Origin of the sequence: Polynucleobacter sp. 71A-WALBACH (assembly GCF_018882365.1) — a bacterium.
Taxonomy (GTDB): Bacteria; Pseudomonadota; Gammaproteobacteria; order Burkholderiales; family Burkholderiaceae; genus Polynucleobacter.
Map to the genome: position 1 here is coordinate 663,431 of NZ_JACVOP010000001.1, position 13,941 is coordinate 677,371.

At 47.0% G+C, this 13,941-nt stretch carries 12 protein-coding genes and 1 pseudogene; 9 read left to right on the top strand and 4 right to left on the bottom strand.

All coding sequences use genetic code 11. From position 1 onward, the window contains the following. Positions 1–14: 14 nt before the first annotated feature. Entirely contained in the window at positions 15–950 is a 936-nt protein-coding gene (locus ICN42_RS03465; RefSeq protein ID WP_216250899.1) for a reductase, read from the top strand. Here ICN42_RS03465 and ICN42_RS03470 read toward each other — a convergent pair. Continuing rightward, complete coding sequence (locus tag ICN42_RS03470) at positions 947–1,951, bottom strand: polyprenyl synthetase family protein (RefSeq protein WP_216250911.1); 1,005 nt, start codon at positions 1,949–1,951, stop codon at positions 947–949. The two genes, ICN42_RS03465 and ICN42_RS03470, sit on opposite strands and share 4 nt — an antisense overlap. A gap of 75 nt (positions 1,952–2,026) precedes the next feature. On the opposite strand from ICN42_RS03470, the gene rplU reads away from it, so the two are divergent. The 4 genes and pseudogenes from rplU to proB all read left to right on the top strand — a co-directional run. Further along, a complete protein-coding gene (gene rplU, locus ICN42_RS03475) occupies positions 2,027–2,338 on the top strand; it encodes a 50S ribosomal protein L21 (RefSeq protein ID WP_041484800.1) in 312 nt (103 codons plus the stop codon). Between the two features lie 33 nt (positions 2,339–2,371). Then, positions 2,372–2,632: a 50S ribosomal protein L27 gene (rpmA, locus tag ICN42_RS03480; RefSeq protein WP_015420374.1), complete on the top strand. Its 261-nt coding sequence runs from the start codon at positions 2,372–2,374 to the stop codon at positions 2,630–2,632. Positions 2,633–2,719: 87 nt separating this feature from the next. Continuing rightward, positions 2,720–3,814, top strand: a complete 1,095-nt coding sequence (obgE, locus tag ICN42_RS03485) for a GTPase ObgE (RefSeq protein ID WP_216250914.1) — start codon at positions 2,720–2,722, stop codon at positions 3,812–3,814. 29 nt (positions 3,815–3,843) lie between these two features. Next, positions 3,844–4,623 (top strand): annotated as a pseudogene (gene proB / locus ICN42_RS03490) (glutamate 5-kinase); the annotation flags it as partial. A gap of 13 nt (positions 4,624–4,636) precedes the next feature. On the opposite strand, the gene ICN42_RS03495 reads toward proB, so the two are convergent. Beyond that, a complete protein-coding gene (locus ICN42_RS03495; RefSeq protein ID WP_216250919.1) occupies positions 4,637–5,203 on the bottom strand; it encodes a CNP1-like family protein in 567 nt (188 codons plus the stop codon). Then, a complete protein-coding gene (locus ICN42_RS03500; RefSeq protein WP_216250922.1) occupies positions 5,200–5,796 on the bottom strand; it encodes an RNA pyrophosphohydrolase in 597 nt (198 codons plus the stop codon). Before ICN42_RS03500 ends, ICN42_RS03495 begins: the two co-directional genes overlap by 4 nt. Before the next feature lie 50 nt (positions 5,797–5,846). On the opposite strand from ICN42_RS03500, the gene ICN42_RS03505 reads away from it, so the two are divergent. Continuing rightward, the gene (locus ICN42_RS03505) at positions 5,847–7,589 is read left to right on the top strand and encodes a proline--tRNA ligase (RefSeq protein ID WP_216250925.1); all 1,743 of its coding nucleotides are present in this window, start codon (positions 5,847–5,849) and stop codon (positions 7,587–7,589) included. A gap of 20 nt (positions 7,590–7,609) precedes the next feature. Here the strand turns inward: ICN42_RS03505 and ffh are convergent, their stop codons facing one another. Continuing rightward, positions 7,610–8,992 carry a signal recognition particle protein gene (gene ffh, locus ICN42_RS03510; protein WP_216250928.1) on the bottom strand — a complete coding sequence of 461 codons (1,383 nt, stop codon included), beginning with the start codon at positions 8,990–8,992 and terminating at the stop codon, positions 7,610–7,612. A 20-nt stretch (positions 8,993–9,012) separates the two neighbouring features. Between ffh and ICN42_RS03515 the strand changes: the two genes are divergently transcribed. The 3 genes from ICN42_RS03515 (at position 9,013) to ICN42_RS03525 (ending at position 13,923) form a co-directional block, all read left to right on the top strand. Further along, a complete protein-coding gene (locus ICN42_RS03515; protein WP_216250944.1) occupies positions 9,013–9,861 on the top strand; it encodes an inner membrane protein YpjD in 849 nt (282 codons plus the stop codon). A 4-nt stretch (positions 9,862–9,865) separates the two neighbouring features. Then, positions 9,866–10,681, top strand: coding sequence for a 1,6-anhydro-N-acetylmuramyl-L-alanine amidase AmpD (gene ampD / locus ICN42_RS03520; protein ID WP_216862427.1), 816 nt, complete (start codon positions 9,866–9,868; stop codon positions 10,679–10,681). Positions 10,682–10,953: 272 nt separating this feature from the next. Next, positions 10,954–13,923 (top strand): ribonucleoside-diphosphate reductase subunit alpha, encoded by a 2,970-nt coding sequence (locus tag ICN42_RS03525; protein ID WP_216250946.1) that lies wholly within the window; start codon positions 10,954–10,956, stop codon positions 13,921–13,923. The last annotated feature ends 18 nt before the right edge of the window (positions 13,924–13,941 follow it).

Here is a 13,941-nt window from a genome sequence, read left to right on the forward strand (position 1 = left end):
ACAGGGATGGATTGATGACTAAGAATTCTGAATTGCTATTTGCACCTGAATTGGATCAGGCAGTTCGTTATATTGAGCGGACGCGTAATTACTATCTTGGCTTGGGATATGAAACGCCCTATGTTTGGGCGCATTACATAGATGTTCCTTTTACGCCGCTACAAAAGCCCCTCAATCAATCGAACCTGGGCTTAGTAACTACTGCAGTTCCCTTTGATGCTAGTAAAGGTCAGCAGGGGCCTGGTGCACCCTATAACGCTGTGGCTAAGTTTTATGACCCTTATATTTGGTCGATTGATGAGGATGCAGACTTGCGTATTGCGCATGTTGGCATTGATAGACGTAATGCCAACATGCAGGATAGTCATTGCTGGTTTCCATTGGGAGCGGCGAAACGGGCTGTTGCGAAGGGGCGCGTCCAATCCTTATCTAAACATTTTTATGGATTACCAACGAATCGCAGCCAACGGCATACCCTGGAGACTGATGCGCCGTTGATCCTCAATAAGATGCGTGAGGATAGTGTCGATGTTGCTGTATTGATTCCGAATTGCCCGATTTGCCACCAAAGCCAAAGCTTATTGGCGCGTTATTTGGAGGCTGCTGGTATTCCTACGGTCATCATGGGTGCGGCGAAAGATATTGTGGAGTATTGCGGAGTACCCCGCTTACTCTTTAGTGATTTTCCACTGGGTAATGCCGCAGCATTACCCCATAATCTTCAATCGCAAGACTCTAATTTTGAATTAGCCCTTCGTTTGCTTGAAGGCGCTCCAGGGGCGCGAACAACGGTGCAGTCTCCTTTGATCTGGGCTTCTAATCCCGCTTGGAAATTAGACTATGCCAATTTAGAGCGACTGAGCGCTGAGGAAATTGCGCGTTTGCGTGACGAGGCTGAAAGGGCGCGTATTACCGCTCGTGATATCAGGGTAAAAAGCGTTGGCGCTTAAGTTTGCCTAGACAGTGAGTATTTACATAAGGCATGCAGAGCTGTTGTTGCCTCATTTTCAGGGAAGCCTTTGAGGCATTCGAGTGCAAGATCAACCTCTCGTTTTGCAGCAGCTTGGGTGTAATCCAGCGCGCCAGAATTTTGAACTGCGCTCAGAATCTGTTGGAATACATCATCCGGCAGATCTTGATTTTGTTCGATGGCCGCACGAACTAGTAAGCGTTCTTCAGTGCTGCCATTTTCAAGGAGATAAATGAGCGGAAGTGTAGGTTTGCCCTCTCTTAAATCGTCGCCAGCATTTTTTCCCATTTGGGAGGCATCGGCGGTGTAATCCAGCAGATCATCCATTAATTGGAAGGCAGTGCCAATATGACGACCAAAAGCAGCGGATTGCACTCTTTGTTTAGCGTCAGTAGCAGCCAAAATCGCCCCAAGCTCGGTGGACGCTTCAAATAATTTGGCAGTTTTATAGCGAATCACCCGTAAATAACTCTCTTCATCTACTTCAGGGTCGTTCATATTGAGAAGTTGTAAAACCTCGCCTTCAGCAATCGTATTGGTGGCATCAGACAGGATTTCCATTACTCGCAGGTCGTTGGGTCCGACCATCATCTGAAAGGCTCTGGAATAGAGAAAATCGCCCACCAGCACGCTTGCCGCATTGCCAAACGCAGCATTGGCGGTTTCTCGACCCCTTCTCAGGGTAGATTCATCGACAACATCATCATGCAGCAAGGTGGCTGTGTGGATGAATTCCACCACTGCCGCCAGCTCGAGGGCATGAGGGGTTTCTTTGCCATTGGCTAAAGCTTTGCAGACTAGGAGCAAAAGGGCTGGCCGAACCCGTTTTCCACCTGCCTGGATGATGTAAGTTGAGATTTGGTCAATTAAGGCGACTTTTGAGGCCAATCGAAGGCGAATAACGTCATCTAAGGCCTTGAAATCTAAGGCAATTGGGGCCAAAATTTGGCTTAATTCATTGGTTTTGACAGTGCTCGTCATGCAAGATATAATAATGGGCTTAGCTCATCCAGGGTGGATTAGCTTAAATGTAGATATTAATTGAGGTTTCAAACCATGTACGCGGTCATAAAAACCGGTGGCAAACAGTATAAAGTTGCTGCAGGCGAAAAATTGAAAATAGAACAGATACCAGCGGAAATCGGCAGCGAAATCACTCTTGACCAGGTCTTAGCCGTAGGCGAAGGCGCTTCACTCAAATTGGGTGATCCATTGGTTAATGGTGCAGCTGTGATGGCCACTGTCGTCTCCCAGGGACGTCACGATAAAGTGACAATCTTTAAGATGCGCCGTCGCAAGCATTATCAAAAGCACCAAGGCCATCGTCAGAATTACACAGAAATTCTGATTAACACGATTAAAGCCTAATTTAGGCTAACGGCTAAATAGCAGGAGAAAGATATGGCACAGAAAAAAGGCGGCGGCTCAACACGAAATGGCCGCGACTCAGAATCGAAACGCTTAGGCGTTAAGGTATTTGGCGGCGAGCAAATCAACGCTGGCAGCATCATCATTCGTCAACGTGGTACACGAGTACATCCGGGTATGAACGTTGGTATTGGTAAAGATCACACTTTGTTTGCTTTAGTTGATGGACAAGTGGAATTTGGCGTTAAGGGTGCTTTGAAGAAGGCCCAGGTTTCAGTTCTCCCGCGTTCATAAGACGCCTGACTGAGACACGTTTGATTCAGATTTATTCCGAATTTAACTCTTAGGAACAGGCCTCGCTAAGCGAGGCCTTTTTTATTCATGAAATTTATAGACGAAGCTCGTATTGAAGTCATAGCTGGCCAAGGTGGCGCCGGGAGTGCCTCCATGCGCCGCGAAAAGTTTATCGAATTCGGTGGTCCCGATGGTGGTGATGGCGGTAAAGGCGGAAGCGTTTGGGCTACTGCTGATCGCAATATCAACACTTTGATTGACTATCGCTACGCTAAAACGCACACTGCAAAAAATGGTGAACCCGGCCGTGGCGCTGATTGCTATGGTCGCGCAGGCGACGATATTGAGTTGCGTATGCCAGTTGGCACCATCATTTCTGATTATGAAACTGGTGAGCCAATTGCTGACTTAACTACCCATGGTGAGCGTCTTTGCTTGGCGCAAGGCGGTGTTGGTGGCTGGGGAAATATTCACTTCAAAAGTAGTACGAACCGTGCTCCTCGCCAGAAGACTAATGGCAAAGAGGGTGAGCGTCGTAAGTTAAAGCTTGAGTTAAAAGTATTGGCTGATGTGGGTTTATTGGGTATGCCTAATGCTGGTAAATCTACTTTGATTACTGCTGTGTCTAATGCGCGTCCAAAAATTGCGGATTATCCCTTTACAACACTGCATCCGAATTTAGGTGTGGTGCGTGTGGGTGCTGAGCGTAGCTTTGTGATTGCCGATATTCCAGGATTAATTGAGGGTGCCGCAGAGGGTGCTGGCTTAGGTCATCGTTTCTTAAGGCACCTACAGCGTACTGGTGTGCTTTTGCATTTAGTAGATATCGCACCATTTGATGACAACATTGATCCGGTTGCTGATGCGGTAGCTATTGTGAATGAATTACGTAAGTACGATGAAGCCTTGGTTGAAAAGCCACGGTGGTTAGTGCTGAACAAAGTCGACATGATTCCCGAGGAAGATCGCAAGAAAGTGGTTGCTGATTTTATTAAGCGGTTTAAGTGGAAGGGCCCTGTATTTGAGATCTCCGCTTTAACTGGTTTGGGTTGCGACAAGCTTTGCTATTCATTGCAGGATTATTTGGATTCTGTTCGCAAGGATCGGGATGATGCAGATGAGCGAGCTGCTGATCCGCGTTATCAAGAGCAAGTTCAGCCAGAAGATAAGACTCCAGATTAAATAGTACTCATTTGAGATCTGTATTTGATATGAACACTCAGAAACCTAAACGAATCGTAGTTAAAGTAGGTTCAAGCCTTGTCACCAACAATGGGGAAGGTTTGGATCGCGCTGCCATCGGTATGTGGGCTGAGCAAATGGCTACTTTATTAGCGGCCGGTCACGAAGTATTAATGGTCAGTTCTGGTGCGATTGCTGAAGGAATGCAACGTCTTGGTTGGGCGAAGCGTCCGAAAGATATTCATCAACTTCAGGCTGCAGCTGCCGTTGGTCAAATGGGTTTGGTGCAGGTTTATGAAAGTTGTTTTGCGCGTTTTAATTTGCGTAGCGCGCAAGTGTTGTTGACTAACGCGGACTTGGCCGATACAGAGCGTAATGCTAACGCCAAGGCGACTTTAGATACTTTGCTAAAGCTTGGCGTTGTTCCAATCATTAATGAAAACGATACTGTAGTTACTGATGAAATTAAATTTGGCGATAACGACAGCTTGGCTGCTTTAGTCACCAATTTAATTCATGCGGATCTATTGGTGATTTTGACTGATCAAGGTGGTTTATTTACAGCTGATCCTCGTCAAGATGCATCTGCAACCTTGCTAAGCAATGCTGTTGCTGGCGACCCCGCTTTAGAGAAAATGGCTGGCGGTGCCGCTAGTGAGCTCAGCAAGGGCGGGATGCTGACCAAGGTGTTGGCTGCAAAGATTGCAGCGCAAACAGGGGCGGCAACGGTCATTGCCTCTGGGCGAGAGCCTCAAGTCTTAACTCGCCTCATGAACGGCGAGTCTATTGGGACTCTTCTTAGCGCTAAACCGTAATAAAGATTTACTGAATTCCGAAGGAATTAGTGGGTTGCGTGCCGCCAGTAAATTTGCTGGGATCCAATGATTGCAGGATTGTCTTGATGTTTTTCACTTGGGTATTCAGATCGCACAAGGCCCCTTGGGCTAAGGCCGCTTGGTAACGATTTGGCACTGAACGTTTAATTTCTTTCCACGTACCTAGAGGATTTTCCTGCCACTTGCCATTATCAAAGGTGCCATAGAGTCGCCATTGGTATGAGTCGCAACGAATACCCTCGTACTGAGACTGTTGGCTACCGCTTGGACTGGTGAGTACAACGATATAGCGCGTGATACCGTCCGCCCCGATCAGAATTGAGTCAGTATCGATGGCAAATTTGAATGTTGTAGTCATCGAAACATAAAAAGGGACTAGCGTAGATTTATTTGGGGGATTTAAAGGCATTGCCGTTGTACCCTCTTTAAAAATCATTGGCGCAAAAGGATCCACGCCGCTTTCTAGGGGGTCGCCCGCACATCCAGCCAGGATCAAGCTGAAGGCTAAGCCAAGGGTTGCAAATCGAAGGTTGCGAATAGAGAGTTTGTTCATGGCTTATCAGTGGGTTTTGCTTCTGTGGGCTCATCTTCCTCGCCCCCGTAAAGGGATTGAAACAAATCGAGCGGAGATCCCCAGGCAAGTTGCTGCATACGAATGCCGCGGGATAAGTAGCGTGCAAGCTCGGAAAGCGCTAGTTGATAGACTTCACGCTTGAAATCGATAACGGAGTCTAGTTGAATCCAAAAAGGAACCCAGCGCCAGGCATCAAACTCTGGATGTTCTGAGGCGCGCAGGTGAATATCGCTGTCTAGACCAACTAAACGCAGTAAAAACCAGATTTGCTTTTGGCCACGATAGCTTGCGCGATGATTTTTGGAGGCATGTTGGCGGCGCAAGAACTCCTCTGGGACGTCATAACGAAGCCAGTCCCTAGTTCGCCCAATAATTTGGACATGTTCCGGCAGCAAGCCAACTTCCTCATGCAATTCGCGGTACATGGCCTGCTCTGGGCTCTCACCATGTTGGATCCCGCCCTGCGGGAACTGCCACGAATGCTGCCCAACGCGTTTTCCCCAGAAAACCTCGTTATGGCTATTGAGGAGGACTATGCCGACATTGGGTCGATACCCTTCACGGTCAAGCATGAGATCGTGCCTCAAATCCTTTAAAATCAATGATTTGATTATATCCATACATGAAAGCTTCACAGTCATTTCTCGCCACGCTAAAAGAAGCCCCTTCCGACGCTGAGGTGGTTTCGCACAAACTCATGGTGCGGGCCGGTTTAATTCGTAAACTCAGTGCCGGTATTTATAACTATTTGCCTCTGGGTTTGAAGTCCATTCGCAAGGTCGAAAACATCATTCGCGAAGAAATGAATCGCGCAGGTGCAATTGAGTTGCTCATGCCAATGATTCAACCTGCGGAGTTATGGCAAGAGACGGGTCGTTGGGAAAAGATGGGGCCAGAGTTGCTCCGCATTAAAGATCGTCATGACCGTGACTTTTTAATTCAGCCTACTTCTGAAGAGGTGGTAACAGATTTAGCGCGTAACGAAATTAAGAGTTACAAGCAGCTCCCAGTAAATTTTTATCAAATTCAGACAAAGTTCCGCGATGAGCGTCGCCCACGTTTTGGAATTATGCGTGGTCGCGAGTTCAGCATGAAAGATGCCTACTCCTTTGATCGTGATGCCGAGGGCTTAAAGAAGTCCTACCAAATCATGTTTGATGCTTACACCAGAATTTTCAAACGTATGGGCTTGAAGTTCCGTGCGGTAACGGCAGATAATGGCGCTATTGGCGGATCAGGTAGTCAAGAGTTTCATGTGATTGCTGATACTGGTGAAGATGCAATTGTGTATTGTCCAAACTCGGATTACGCAGCCAATCTTGAGGCCGCTGAATCAGTGTCATTAATTGAAGTACGTGGCACTGCAACTCAGACCTTGACTAAGGTTCCAACACCTGACCAAACGAACTGCGCTGATGTTGCTCAATTTTTAAAGTTGCCACTAGAGCAGACTGTGAAATCATTACTATTTGCTGCTGACCAAGAAGAGGGTCCAGCAAAACTATTTATGGTGCTGGTACGTGGTGACCATGAGCTCAATGAAATCAAGGCGAGCAAGATTCCCGGCATGGTCGAATCACGCTTTGCCAGTGAGGCTGAGATTAAACAAGCATGCAATGCGCCAGCGGGTTACTTAGGCCCTGTCGGAGTTTCTCCTCATGTAACCGTAGTTGCGGATCGTACCGTTGCCAATATGACTGACTTTGTGTGTGGCGCTAACGACTCCGGCCATCACCTCACTGGCGTGAACTGGGGTCGTGATTTACCAGAGCCCCTAGTGATGGATTTGCGTAATGCGGTAGCAGGAGATCCTTCTCCTGACGGCAAAGGGGTTGTTGATATTTGCCGCGGTATTGAGGTGGGTCATGTATTCCAATTGGGAACTCGTTACTCAGAAGCTATGGGCTGTACCTACCTTGATCAACAAGGTAAAGCGCAACCGATGGTGATGGGTTGCTATGGTATCGGTGTAACTCGCTTGCTAGGTGCCGCAATTGAGCAAGGTAATGACGAGCGTGGAATTATTTGGCCCATTTCGATGGCGCCATTTGAAGTGGTCATCTGCCCAATGGGCTACGACAAATCCGAAGCCGTGAAAGCCGCGGCTGATCAATTACATGATGAGTTGATTGCCGCTGGAGTCGATGTTGTGCTCGATGATCGTGGCGAAAGACCAGGCGCAATGTTTGCTGATTGGGAGTTGATTGGTGTGCCGTTCCGCGTAGTGATTGGCGATCGTGGCTTAGCTGATGCCCAAGTGGAATTTAAAGGCCGCACGGATGCTGACTCACAAAATATTCCACTAGCAGAAATTAAGGTGAAAGTGATTGCTGCGGTTGATGCTGCTAAGAAATTAGTTTCTTAAGGCTAAGCGTTTTTTAACTATTATTTTTTAAAGAGTCCGCCAATACCTTTGGCGGCTCCTTTTGCAGCCATGGATGCCATGGTGCGTGCCATCTTGCCACCCTTGAACTGTTTCATCATGGTTTGCATTTGTTCAAACTGCGCTAATAGGCGATTGACTTCTTGAACTTCGACGCCTGCACCAGCTGCAATGCGGCGTTTTCGAGTCGCTTTAAGTAATTCAGGTTTAGCGCGCTCTTTGGGTGTCATGCTGTCGATGATGCCGCGCATGCGCCGGGTTTGTTTGTCAGCAGCACTCAAGTTCGTCTTGGAGGCCGCTTGTGCCATATGACTTGGCAACTTATCCATCAAGCTAGCCATGCCACCCATTTGTTGCATCTGTGCGAGTTGATCTCGGAAGTCTCCCAAATCAAACCCGCCTTTGGAAATCTTGCTAGCTAATTTTTCCGCCTTGGCGACATCGACGTTTTGTTGAGCCTGTTCTACTAAGGCAAGAATATCGCCCATGCCCAAAATACGGTTTGCCATTCGGTCGGCATCGAATGCTTCGAGGCCATCCATTTTTTCGGCAACACCAATGAACTTGAGTGGCACGCCGGTAACTTGACGGACGGAAAGTGCAGCACCACCACGTGAATCGCCGTCTAGCTTAGTCAGGATTACACCAGTGAGTGGCAGGGCTTCATGGAAGGCTTTGGCCGTATTGACAGCATCTTGACCGAGCATGGCATCGACCACAAACAGTGTTTCAATCGGATTGAGATTGGCGTGCAAGGTTTTGATTTCTTGCATGAGCGCTTCGTCAATACCTAGACGGCCAGCCGTATCGACTATGAGGACATCAAAATAATGACGACGGGCCCAATCCAGCGCGGCAGCAGCAATTTCACTGGGCTTTTGATTGATATTGCTTGGGAAAAATTCAGCGCCAACTTGTTTGGTAACGGTTTCTAGCTGCTCAATAGCGGCTGGACGATAAACGTCACAAGAAACCGTGAGTACTTTCTTTTTCTTTTTTTCCTGGAGAAACTTGGCTAATTTGCCTACTGAGGTAGTTTTACCGGCACCTTGTAGGCCTGCCATCAGAATCACTGCAGGCGGTTGAGTTGCTAGATTCAGTTCTCCGCTTTGCGTGGTGTCACCGCGCATCACCTGAGCCAGTTCACGCTGAACGACCCCTACTAGCGCCTGACCTGGGCTGAGGCTGCCCACCACTTCTTCACCAAGGGCTTTAAATTTAATTTGCTCTAGTAGAGATTTGACAACTGGAAGCGCAACGTCTGCCTCCAATAAGGCCAGCCGGATCTCCCGTAGCATTTCCGCAGTGTTCGTTTCGGTAAGGCGAGCTTGCCCCCGCATTGTTTTAACTACGCGAGATAGGCGGTCGGTGAGATTCTCTAGCATTTATCGATTAGACTTTCCAGATGGATATTTTAGGTTACTCAGGCTCGGGATGGCTCCCATCTGCACTTTATTTGCTTCTTTTGGTCTTTTTAAGTTCGCGACCCAAGGGAAAAATTGAATCCCCGGCTTTTATGGGCTTGATTCAGGCATTGATCCTATTGATCTTATTGGTACATGGTATTCAGTTACACGACTCCGTCTTCACGCCAGAGGGATTTGTATTTGGTTTTGCCCAAGATCTCTCTCTCATTGCTTGGGTAGGACTCGCTTTTTATTGGTTTCAGTCTTGGTTCCTGCCAATTTCTAGTTTGCGTTGGCTTGTTTTGTGTTTTGCGCTGATCTGCTCAGCCTTGCCTGCCATTTTCTCTGGCACCCTGATTTCTCCAAAAGCGGTATCTGATCCCTGGTTTAAGGGGCATTTTATTGTTGCCACTATCTCGGTTGGTTTGTTGAGCTTGGCTGCGATGCATGCCATGTTGATGAGTGTTCAGGATAGGGCTTTACACCGTCAATTGGCCATCATTCCCAACAGTCGCATAGCTCATTGGCTAGAGGATTTGCCTCCACTAATGACGATGGAAAGTCTTCTTTTTAACTTACTCTATGTAGGTGTTGCACTGCTGAGTTTGACCGTATTTTCTGGCCTGCTCTTTTCGCAAACCTTATTTGGTAAGCCACTTGTTTTTGATCACAAGACCATTTTTGCCTTGATCTCCTGGTTCTTATTTACTGGACTCCTGATAGCTCGTTGGCGTGTTGGCTTACGAGGGCGCGTGGCTGTCCGTTGGGTCTTGAGCGCTTACACCGCCTTGCTCCTAGCCTATGTTGGCAGTCGATTTGTTTTGGAAGTGATTCTTCAGAGAGCATGACGTTTTGATTAAATGGCTTCTACTACTTGCTGCCGTTGGGGTTTTCTACCTTTGGTTAAAAGGAAAAAAACAGGTAAAGCTCAATACTGATGAAGCCGCCAAGATAAAAGCGGAGCGCAGCAAGGTGGCTGAGCCTGAGATTATTGTTCAGTGCCGGTGTTGTTCCGTACATCTTCCCAAGTCAGAAGCGATTGAATATGAGGATCGTTTTTATTGTTCGAAGGACCATCTCAATAGTCTTGATGCTCAGGGTTGGCTGGGTTCCGCTGCTTGGAGAATTTCACCTAACCAAGATATGCGACCCGAAGGCCTGGCCCCAGATTTAGTGGTGATTCATCACATCAGCCTGCCGCCTAGCGGTTTTGTGGATCGTAGTTCAACTCAATTTATTGTGGATTTTTTCCAGAATAAGCTCGATTACTCACTCCATCCTTATTTTGAAGAGATTGCTGACCAGAAAGTATCAAGCCACTTTTTGATTTCTCGTTGTGGCGAGGTTTTTCAGTTTGTTTCTACCCAAAACAAAGCCTGGCATGCTGGACTTTCTTCCTTCTTAGGTCGAGAAAAGTGCAATGACTTTTCGATTGGGATCGAGTTAGAGGGCGATAGTGACCATCCCTTTGAAGAAATTCAATATGCAGCCCTTGCTACATTGAGCACCCAAATCCAGGCTATTTATCCAAACCTCCAATTTGCAGGGCACAGTGATATTGCTCCAGGAAGAAAAACAGACCCAGGCGTCCAATTTGATTGGAAAAAATTTCAAGCTAAAAGTGATATTTCTGCCACAAAACTACCTTTTGGCTCAGAGCCGCGCTAGACCTAAAACTAGTATGTGAGCACACGCTCACTTTCTTGCCCTTTAGCTAAAAAGGGCTAATAATTTCGCACCAAAATTGCTCCTAAATTGTTGGAAAACTTAGGAAAAATACTTATAAATATTCGTCGGAAATGTCTTACCAAATTCCGAATATTTCCCTATACTTAGTACCAAATGCACTTCGAGACACTAGATGTAGTGTTTGAATACAGCAATACCCTATTGTTTTTTAACGATTTTTGTCCAAATAACTATATATAAGCAGGAGAACTATGACATATGCCAACCCCCAGACAGCAGGACAGACTGCCGGCACAAATAACCCCGGGATGAACCCTTCGGAATCCATGAATCAGGCTCCCTCTGCTGGCTTTGTAGCTGGCGGAGTAGGTGGCGGCCAAGCCACTCAATTGTCTGATTACAAAATTATTCGCCGAAATGGCTCAGTGGTGGCATTTGAGCCATCCAAAATTGCCATTGCGGTTACAAAAGCATTTTTAGCGGTTAATGGCGGTCAGGGCGCAGCTTCTGCACGCGTTCGAGAACAAGTTGAGCAATTAACCCACGCAGTAGTTCGTGCCTTGTTGCGTAGTCGCCCAAATGGCGGCACCTTCCATATTGAAGATATTCAAGATCAAGTTGAATTGGCATTAATGCGTAGCGGTGAGCATAACGTTGCCCGCGCCTACGTTCTCTATCGTGAAAAACGCAATCAAGAGCGCGCGGCACAACAAGGTATTGCGCAAGAAACTCAAGCGGCTACTCAAACTGGTGAATCTGGCCTGAAAGTGACTGATAACGGCGTAGAGAAGTGGCTGGATATGGCTGCTTTGCGCACAATTATTGAGGCGGCTTGTGAAGGTCTTGGTAATAACATTGATGCAAGCCCAATCATCACCGAAACCATCAAGAATTTATATGATGGTGTGCCGATGGCCCAAGTGTATGACTCCGCAATTTTGGCATCACGTACATTGATTGAAAAAGATCCTGCATACAGCCAGGTTACTGCACGAATTTTGATGCACGTGATTCGTAAAGAAATTTTAGGTCGCGAAGTGTTGCAAGGTGATATGCAGGCTGAATACAGCACTTACTTTGCCAAGTATATTAATGAAGGTATTTCTGCTGAACTCTTGGACCCACGCATGCGTGAGTTTGACCTGCCAAGATTGGCTGCGGCATTGAATGCAAGCCGTGACTTGCAGTTCAACTACCTCGGTTTGCAAACTTTGTATGATCGCTATTTCTTGCACATTGAAGACCGCCGTATTGAAATGCCACAGGCTTTCTTCATGCGCGTTGCAATGGGCTTGTCATTGAATGAGTTGGATCGTGAGCGTCGTGCTATCGAGTTCTATGAAATCCTTTCTACATTTGATTTCATGTCCAGCACACCAACCTTGTTTAACTCAGCGACAACACGTCCTCAGTTATCAAGCTGCTACTTAACAACAGTAGATGATGATCTTGATGGCATCTACGAAGCTTTAAAAGAGAATGCGCTCTTGTCTAAGTTTGCTGGTGGTTTAGGCAATGACTGGACAAACGTACGCGCCTTGGGAAGCCATATCAAAGGCACTAACGGTAAGTCACAAGGTGTTGTGCCATTCTTAAAAGTAGTGAACGATACAGCGGTTGCAGTGAATCAAGGTGGTAAGCGTAAGGGTGCAGTTTGTGCTTACCTAGAAACATGGCACTTAGATATTGAAGAGTTCCTCGAGTTGCGTAAGAACACAGGTGATGATCGTCGCCGTACGCATGACATGAATACTTCCAACTGGATTCCTGACTTGTTCATGAAGCGTGTAATGGAGGGTGGTGACTGGACATTGTTCTCGCCTTCAAATACACCTGACTTGCATGACAAGTACGGCAAGGCATTTGAAGAGACCTATGTTGCCTATGAGAAAAAAGCAGATGCTGGTGAATTGAAACCATTCCGTCGTATTCCTGCGCAACAATTGTGGCGCAAGATGTTGGGTATGTTATTTGAAACGGGTCACCCATGGATCACATTTAAAGATCCATGCAACATTCGTAGCCCACAACAACACATTGGTGTAGTCCACTCTTCTAACTTGTGTACTGAGATTACTCTGAACACAAACGAGAGCGAAATCGCAGTATGTAACTTAGGCTCTGTGAACTTGACAGCGCATATGACTACCGATGCATCAGGCAAGATGATTTTGGATCACGAGAAGCTTCAAAAAACCATTCGTACTGCAATGCGTATGTTGGATAACGTGATTGATATCAATTACTACGCTGTTGCTAAAGCACGTAACTCCAATTTGAAGCACCGTCCAGTGGGTATGGGCATCATGGGCTTCCAGGATTGCTTGCACATGCAGCGTATTCCATACGCAAGTGATGAGGCTGTGAAGTTTGCAGATTCTTCTATGGAGGCAGTGTGCTACTACGCTTATCAGGCATCCAATGAGTTGGCTGAAGAACGTGGCGTTTACAGCACCTATAAAGGTTCATTGTGGGATCGCGGCATTCTTCCACAAGACTCAGTAGCCTTGTTGGCGGCAGAGCGCGGTGGTTACCTTGAGGTAGATAGCTCTTCCACCATGAATTGGGATGGTTTGCGTGCGCGCATCAAGCAGCACGGTATGCGCAACTCCAACTGCGTTGCAATCGCACCGACTGCAACGATTTCGAACATTATTGGCGTATCTGCTTGTATCGAGCCTACATTCCAGAACTTATTTGTGAAATCGAACCTGTCAGGCGAGTTCACGGTAGTCAATGAGTATTTGGTGCGTGATTTGAAAGATCGCGGACTTTGGGATGAAGTCATGATTGCTGACTTGAAGTACTTTGACGGCACTTTATCTAAGATTGATCGTGTTCCACAAGATTTGCGTGATTTGTACGCTACCGCATTTGAAGTGGAGCCAAGTTGGTTGGTTGAAGCTGCATCACGTCGTCAAAAGTGGATTGATCAAGCGCAGTCACTCAATATTTACATGGGTGGTGCATCTGGCAAGAAATTGGATGACACTTATAAGTTGGCCTGGTTGCGCGGTCTGAAGACGACTTATTACCTCCGCACAATGGCTGCAACGCACGTTGAGAAATCTACCGTGACTAGTGGTCAGCTAAATTCAGTATCGAGCGGTGGTGGCGTAAATGGAACGGATGCATCTGCAGCAGCGCAAGAGTTGGATGGTCCCGCTTGCACAATGCGCCCAGGTGATGCTGGCTTTGAAGAATGTGAAGCATGTCAGTAAGCTATTTGCTAGCTGACT

Bases quoted from the DNA above. Each gene is read 5' to 3' on its own strand.
- ICN42_RS03465 (WP_216250899.1), top strand. From the start codon at position 15: ATGACTAAGAATTCTGAATTGCTATTTGCACCTGAATTGGATCAGGCA.
- ICN42_RS03470 (WP_216250911.1), bottom strand. From the start codon at position 1,951: ATGACGAGCACTGTCAAAACCAATGAATTAAGCCAAATTTTGGCCCCA.
- rplU (WP_041484800.1), top strand. From the start codon at position 2,027: ATGTACGCGGTCATAAAAACCGGTGGCAAACAGTATAAAGTTGCTGCA.
- rpmA (WP_015420374.1), top strand. From the start codon at position 2,372: ATGGCACAGAAAAAAGGCGGCGGCTCAACACGAAATGGCCGCGACTCA.
- obgE (WP_216250914.1), top strand. From the start codon at position 2,720: ATGAAATTTATAGACGAAGCTCGTATTGAAGTCATAGCTGGCCAAGGT.
- ICN42_RS03495 (WP_216250919.1), bottom strand. From the start codon at position 5,203: ATGAACAAACTCTCTATTCGCAACCTTCGATTTGCAACCCTTGGCTTA.
- ICN42_RS03500 (WP_216250922.1), bottom strand. From the start codon at position 5,796: ATGCTTGACCGTGAAGGGTATCGACCCAATGTCGGCATAGTCCTCCTC.
- ICN42_RS03505 (WP_216250925.1), top strand. From the start codon at position 5,847: ATGAAAGCTTCACAGTCATTTCTCGCCACGCTAAAAGAAGCCCCTTCC.
- ffh (WP_216250928.1), bottom strand. From the start codon at position 8,992: ATGCTAGAGAATCTCACCGACCGCCTATCTCGCGTAGTTAAAACAATG.
- ICN42_RS03515 (WP_216250944.1), top strand. From the start codon at position 9,013: ATGGATATTTTAGGTTACTCAGGCTCGGGATGGCTCCCATCTGCACTT.
- ICN42_RS03525 (WP_216250946.1), top strand. From the start codon at position 10,954: ATGACATATGCCAACCCCCAGACAGCAGGACAGACTGCCGGCACAAAT.